This window comes from Streptomyces sp. NPDC001502, assembly GCF_042894785.1.
Taxonomy (GTDB): domain Bacteria; phylum Actinomycetota; class Actinomycetes; order Streptomycetales; family Streptomycetaceae; genus Streptomyces; species Streptomyces kutzneri.
Map to the genome: position 1 here is coordinate 1 of NZ_JBIAVW010000053.1, position 5,331 is coordinate 5,331.

The following is a 5,331-nucleotide window of genomic DNA, read 5'->3' on the forward strand; positions in this document are numbered from 1 at the left end:
ACCACCAGCAGCACCACACCCGCCGCCAGCCACCCCAGCGCACTCCCAGAGCCCCAGCCGTGCTCACCCGCCTGCGTCAACCCGTAAATCAGCGCGAGCAGACCCAGGGTGACGGCCGTCGCGCCCGGCAGATCCAGCTTCGGACGCACCGACGGACGCGACTCCTTGATCACCGTCGGAGCGATGAACAACACCGCCAGAGCCACCGGCACATTGATGAAGAACGCCCACCGCCACGACAGCAGATCCGTCAGGACACCGCCCAGGATCGCGCCCGTCGTGAACCCCGCCGACATCAACGCACCATTCAGACCCAACGCCTTCTGACGCAACGGCCCCTCCGGAAACGAAGTCGTCAGCAGAGACAGACCCGCCGGAGTCACCGCCGCCGTCGCAAGACCCTGGAACACCCGCGCCACCAGCAGCATCTCCGGACTGTTCGCCAGCCCACCCGCCAACGACGACAGACCCAGCACCGCCAGACCCACCAGGAACAGCCGGCGCCGCCCGAACAGATCCGCCACCCTGCCGAACAACAACGTGAAACCAGCAGCACACAACGCGAACGACGTCGCGATCCACTGCAGATTCGACAACGAGAAACCAAGCCCGTCACCGATCACCGGCAACGCCACATTCAGAATCGAGAAATCAACCGCCAGCATGAACTGCGCCACCAGCAGCACCACCAACACCAACCTGAGACGCCCATCCAGACGAACGGGCCCCTCGGCTCCTCCCCCCTCCCCTGAACCCGCGTCAACACGCGCTCCCTCGACAACCGACATCGCCATACATCCTTTCGATCACAACCGAGGCCTTCAGACGCGAAGGCCGGTACTCGCCGGGGAAGCCGGCTCAGGCAGGGGTTTGCGCCGAGGCACGGCGCCGGAGTTCTTCGGACAGTTCCTGCCAGTCCCGTGCGCACTGGGCGGCCGCGGCGGCCGCCGTTTCCACGCGGTACGGGGGTATTGCGGCGACGATCCGCTCCCACTGACGCAGTCCGCTCACCTGGAGGTCGAGCATGCGGAGCAGGAGCCTGCCCGCATCGCTCAGCCTGAGCAGGGGGTCCTTGCACAGGCTGGTGACCAGTACGGGCAGTGGCTGCCCCCGGACCCGGGCGGGGACCGGAGGCGGTGCGGGGGCCGGGGTGTTGCCGGAGCGCCGCTGGGCGGCGGGTACGGGGTCCGCGCCCGCTCCGATCCGGCGCCGTACGTCCCGCACGGTCGAGGGCGCGATGCCCGCCTCCCGCGCGATCTGCCGCAGCGACGCGGTGGGACGGCCGGCCAGCAGCCGGGCCGCGGCCTCCCTGCCGCGGACCGGGTCGGCCGGTCGGACGCGGCCGTCCTGGCCGACGCGGCCCGGTGGGGCGGGCCCCGGAGTCCCGCGGCGTCGCAGTGCCCCGACGGTCTTGCCCGCCAGCCCGGTCCGCCGCGCGATACCGCGGTCGGACCAGTCCGGGTGGGACCGCAGGATCCGTAGCGCCGCGGCGGTCCGTTCCGCGTGGGTCAGCGGGAGCCCGTGACTGATGTTGGCCTCGACCGAGAGCACGAACGCGTCCTCGGCACTGCCGTCGAAGTACGTCACTCCCACCGTGTCCTGCCCGCGCAGTACGGCGGCCCGCAACCGGTGCGTGCCGTCGATGATCCGCATGGTGGGGCGGTGCACGAGCAGCGGCGGCAGCGTCCGGCCGGATTGCGCGAGGGCCTGTGCATGGCTCTCGTCCACCTGGACGGTGCGAGGGGAATCCGCGGCGAGCAGTGCGCCGACCGGTACCTCGGACGCGGCGTCGGGGGTTGTCGTCGCGTGCCGCGGGTTCGGCTTGTCCATGAAGTTCACCTCCTTCTCTGCACTCGGTGCTTCGGGCGCCGCTCCGTTCGGCAGGGCGGCCCCGGGGAAGAAATTACGTAATTACCGTTCGGTAACCAATCGGGAGGCCGAACCCCGTTGAGATCTGGGCAAGTTGACGAAGGAGTGCCTGGTGGAGTGGGCGACCGGGGAACTTCCGCGGTCGCCCACCGAGCGGCCGCTCAGACCCCCACGAGCTCTTCCGACCGTACGAACTCCCTTAGCCAGGCAAGGAATTCGGGGCCGAGGTCCGCGCGCTCGCAGGCGAGCCGGACCGTCGCGCGCAGGTACTCGGCGCGGTCCCCGGTGTCGTAGCGCCGGCCGGAGAAGACGACGCCGTGCACGGGCCTTCCGGCCTGGACCAGCGTGCGCAGCGCGTCCGTGAGCTGGATCTCGCCGCCGCGTCCCGGCTCGGTGTTCCGCAGCACCTCGAAGATCTCGGGGTCGAGGAGATAGCGGCCGATGATGGCCAGGTTGCTGGGCGCGGTACCGGGCTCCGGCTTCTCCACCAGCTCGGTGATGCGCACGCCGTCACCGCCCGTCGGCCGCTCCACCGCGGCGCATCCGTACTGGTGGATAGCCTGCGGGTCCACCTCCATGAGGGCCACGACACTGCCGCCGAGCCGTTCCCGCACCTCGGCCATACGGGAGAGCAGGGGGTCGCGGGGGTCGATCAGGTCGTCGGCCAGGAGGACGGCGAAGGGCTCCCGGCCGACGTGGGGCGCGGCGCACAGGACGGCGTGCCCGAGGCCCTTGGGGTCCCGCTGGCGCACGTAGTGGATGTCGGCGAGTTCGGTGGAGGCGCAGACGCTCCGGAGTTTGTCCTGATCACCCCGGCGCTGGAGGGCTTCCTCCAGCTCGTAGTTGCGGTCGAAGTGGTCTTCCAGCGGCCGCTTGTTGCGTCCGGTGACCATGAGGATGTCGGACATCCCCGCCGCCACGGCCTCTTCCACCACGTACTGGATGGCCGGCTTGTCGACCACCGGAAGCATTTCCTTCGGGGTGGCCTTGGTCAGCGGGAGGAATCGCGTGCCGAGTCCCGCGGCGGGGATCACTGCTTTGGTTATCCGGTGAGGTGTGGAATTCATGCTGCCGACGCTATGGCGCACCGCGCTCCAGTGGCTGGAATTACCGTTCTTTTCTTCCTACTTGGGCATTTCCGGGTCCGTGGGGGCCGCGATGCCCCGGCGGATGAGCCGCCACAGCTCCCTGAGCTCACCGGTCACCGCGCCGGGAAGTTCGCCCCGGCCCCGGCGTACCCGGGTGACGACACCACCCACCAGGTGCGCCGTCAGCAGGGTGACCGGGCACGGGTCGACCTCGGGGTCCAGCTGGCCCTGCTCGGCGGCCTGTTCGAGCAGCTCCTTGACGTCAGGGAGCCAGCAGCCGCACCAGTCGGGTCCGGCACCGACCCGTTCCTGGGTCAGCCGCGCCGCGGCGCGCACGGCCGCGTCCGTCTCGATCAGCCGGCCGAGGGCGAGGACGAGCGCGGACACGGTGTCCAGCGCCGGACCGCCGCGGGCCGTCACCCCCTCGACCACCCTGCGGGTGGCCGCGCGTCCCGAATCCTCGACGGCGGAAGCCAACTCCCCTTTCGCCGCGAAGTGAAAGGTGAGCGCTCCGATCGAAATTCCGGCGGAACGGCTCAGCCGGGAAAGCGAGGTCCCCTCGTACCCGTTGCGGTCGAATTCAGCGGCAGCCACCGAGATCAGATGATTACGGGTACGTACGCCGCGCTCTTGCTTCACCACTGCACTATCACTGCCATCCAGGTCGTTCCTCACTCGCCATTGCGCTCCGCAGCACCGCACGGAGATGGCCGCCTCCAGCGTCGCCCCGGCACCGATCGCCGACAACGCCGACTTGACGAAGAAGCGCCCATGCCCCGCCTCCCCGGAGGACGGCCCGGCACGGCTGCGACACGGGCGCCGCAGGCCTCCGGATCCAACGTGCCGAAGTCGTGGGCGGGGCGCCATAGGTTCGCTAGAAAAAAAACGAACGTTCTGTATTCTATGGCTACTACCGACGGCGCACGCCGACGTCCGCAGTGGAGGGGGAGACAGATGACGACACGGACGAGGACCAGAGCCCTGGCTGCCGGTGACACCGCCCTGGCCGACTTCACGGAACGCCTCTTCGGTCACTTACCGAGAGCCGACCAGCGGCGCTGGGCCCGGGTCTACCTGCAGGGACTGCTCACCACCCCGGGAAAGAAGTCCGTACGCAGGCTTGCGGCGTCCGTCACCGAGTCGCCCACCGCCTCCCAGTCCCTGCAGCAGTTCATCAACGCGAGTCCCTGGGACTGGAATCCGGCCCGCACCGAACTGCTCCGGTGGCTGGAGGAACGACACCCCGTGCGGGCCTGGACGATCGGGCAGGTGTGCTTCCCCAAGCGCGGTGAGCACTCGGTCGGCGTGCACCGCCGCTTCGACCCCGTCGCCGGACGCATCGTCAACTGCCAGTTGGGCTTCTGCCTCTTCCTGTCCCTGGACGGCATGAGCGTGCCCGTCGACTGGCGGCTGGCGCTTCCCGAGGCCTGGGTGGCGGATCCCGTCCTGCGCCGCCGGGCACGCATCTCTCCCGGGGCCGTCCACCAGGCCCCGGAGGCGCTCGTACTGGAGCTCGTCGACTCGATCGCCGCGCGTACCTCGTCGGCGCATCCCCCCGTGGTCGCCGACCTGAGCCGCCTCGGCGGCGCCGCGGGCGCGCTGATCGGCGTGCTCGGCCGCCGCGGGTACGACTTCCTGGTGTCCGTACCGCCCACCCTCACGGTCCGCGCCGCCGCCCTGACGCACGGCGTCGATCCCGCGCGCACACCCGGGCGCGGCGGGACCACCGCGGGGGACTTCGCCCGGCTGGGCAACACCAGCCACCCGTACGCCGCGCCGCTCGCCGGCCCCGACGCGCGTCCGCGGTGGCAGCGCATCCACTCGGCGCTGGTCCGGGTGCCGGAGGGGGAACCGGCGGGGCGGGGGGCTCAGCAGATCTACCGGCTGTTCGGCGAACGGCCGCCGGGCCGGCGGGGCGGTGGGCCCGTCTGGCTCACCAATATGAACCGCCACCGGATGGACGACCTGCTGCACCTGGTGCGGAGGTCGGCCGGGTCCACCGCGGTGCTCGGCTCGCTGGCCGACGAGTTCGGACTCCTCGACTTCGAGGGGCGGTCCTTTCCGGGCTGGCACCATCACATGACGCTGATGTCGGCGGCGTACGCGTACGCGTATGCGGTGCGGGAGCGCGGAAGGCAGTCCGCCTGAGCGGACGGGCCCCCGGGGAACCCGGCTCCGCGCCTCAAACGCCGGCGGGGCTGGATGGGGCGGAGCCAGGATCCCGGGTGCCGGACAGTGCGCGCCTCAAACGCCGGCGGGGCTGGATGGGGCGGAGTCCGGCCGCAGCGCGCTCAGGCGCGGATGAGGGCCAGGGCCTCGTCGCGGATCCTGGCCAGGGTGGCCTCGTCACGGGCCTCCACGTTCAGCCGCAGCA

5 protein-coding genes are annotated in these 5,331 nt (G+C 70.6%); 1 reads left to right on the forward strand and 4 read right to left on the reverse strand.

Annotated elements, in window-relative coordinates:
• From ACFY0D_RS40145 to ACFY0D_RS40160, 4 genes are all read right to left on the reverse strand, one after another.
• Positions 1 to 788, reverse strand: a 788-nt coding sequence (locus ACFY0D_RS40145) for an MFS transporter (protein ID WP_390802801.1), incomplete at its 3' end; no start/stop codon positions are given.
• Positions 789 to 858: 70 nt separating this feature from the next.
• Positions 859 to 1,830, reverse strand: a complete 972-nt coding sequence (locus tag ACFY0D_RS40150; RefSeq protein WP_390802802.1) for a ParB/RepB/Spo0J family partition protein — start codon at positions 1,828 to 1,830, stop codon at positions 859 to 861.
• A 200-nt stretch (positions 1,831 to 2,030) separates the two neighbouring features.
• Complete coding sequence (galU, locus tag ACFY0D_RS40155) at positions 2,031 to 2,936, reverse strand: UTP--glucose-1-phosphate uridylyltransferase GalU (RefSeq protein WP_390802803.1); 906 nt, start codon at positions 2,934 to 2,936, stop codon at positions 2,031 to 2,033.
• A gap of 57 nt (positions 2,937 to 2,993) precedes the next feature.
• Positions 2,994 to 3,551, reverse strand: coding sequence for a TetR family transcriptional regulator (locus ACFY0D_RS40160; RefSeq protein WP_390802804.1), 558 nt, complete (start codon positions 3,549 to 3,551; stop codon positions 2,994 to 2,996).
• Between the two features lie 360 nt (positions 3,552 to 3,911).
• Between ACFY0D_RS40160 and ACFY0D_RS40165 the strand changes: the two genes are divergently transcribed.
• Entirely contained in the window at positions 3,912 to 5,105 is a 1,194-nt protein-coding gene (locus ACFY0D_RS40165) for an IS701 family transposase (protein ID WP_390802805.1), read from the forward strand.
• Positions 5,106 to 5,331 lie beyond the last annotated feature (226 nt).

What these genes read in the sequence shown, in the direction of transcription:
- galU (WP_390802803.1), bottom strand. Translation starts at nt 2,936, where the DNA reads ATGAATTCCACACCTCACCGGATAACCAAAGCAGTGATCCCCGCCGCG.
- ACFY0D_RS40165 (WP_390802805.1), top strand. Translation starts at nt 3,912, where the DNA reads ATGACGACACGGACGAGGACCAGAGCCCTGGCTGCCGGTGACACCGCC.
- ACFY0D_RS40150 (WP_390802802.1), bottom strand. Translation starts at nt 1,830, where the DNA reads ATGGACAAGCCGAACCCGCGGCACGCGACGACAACCCCCGACGCCGCG.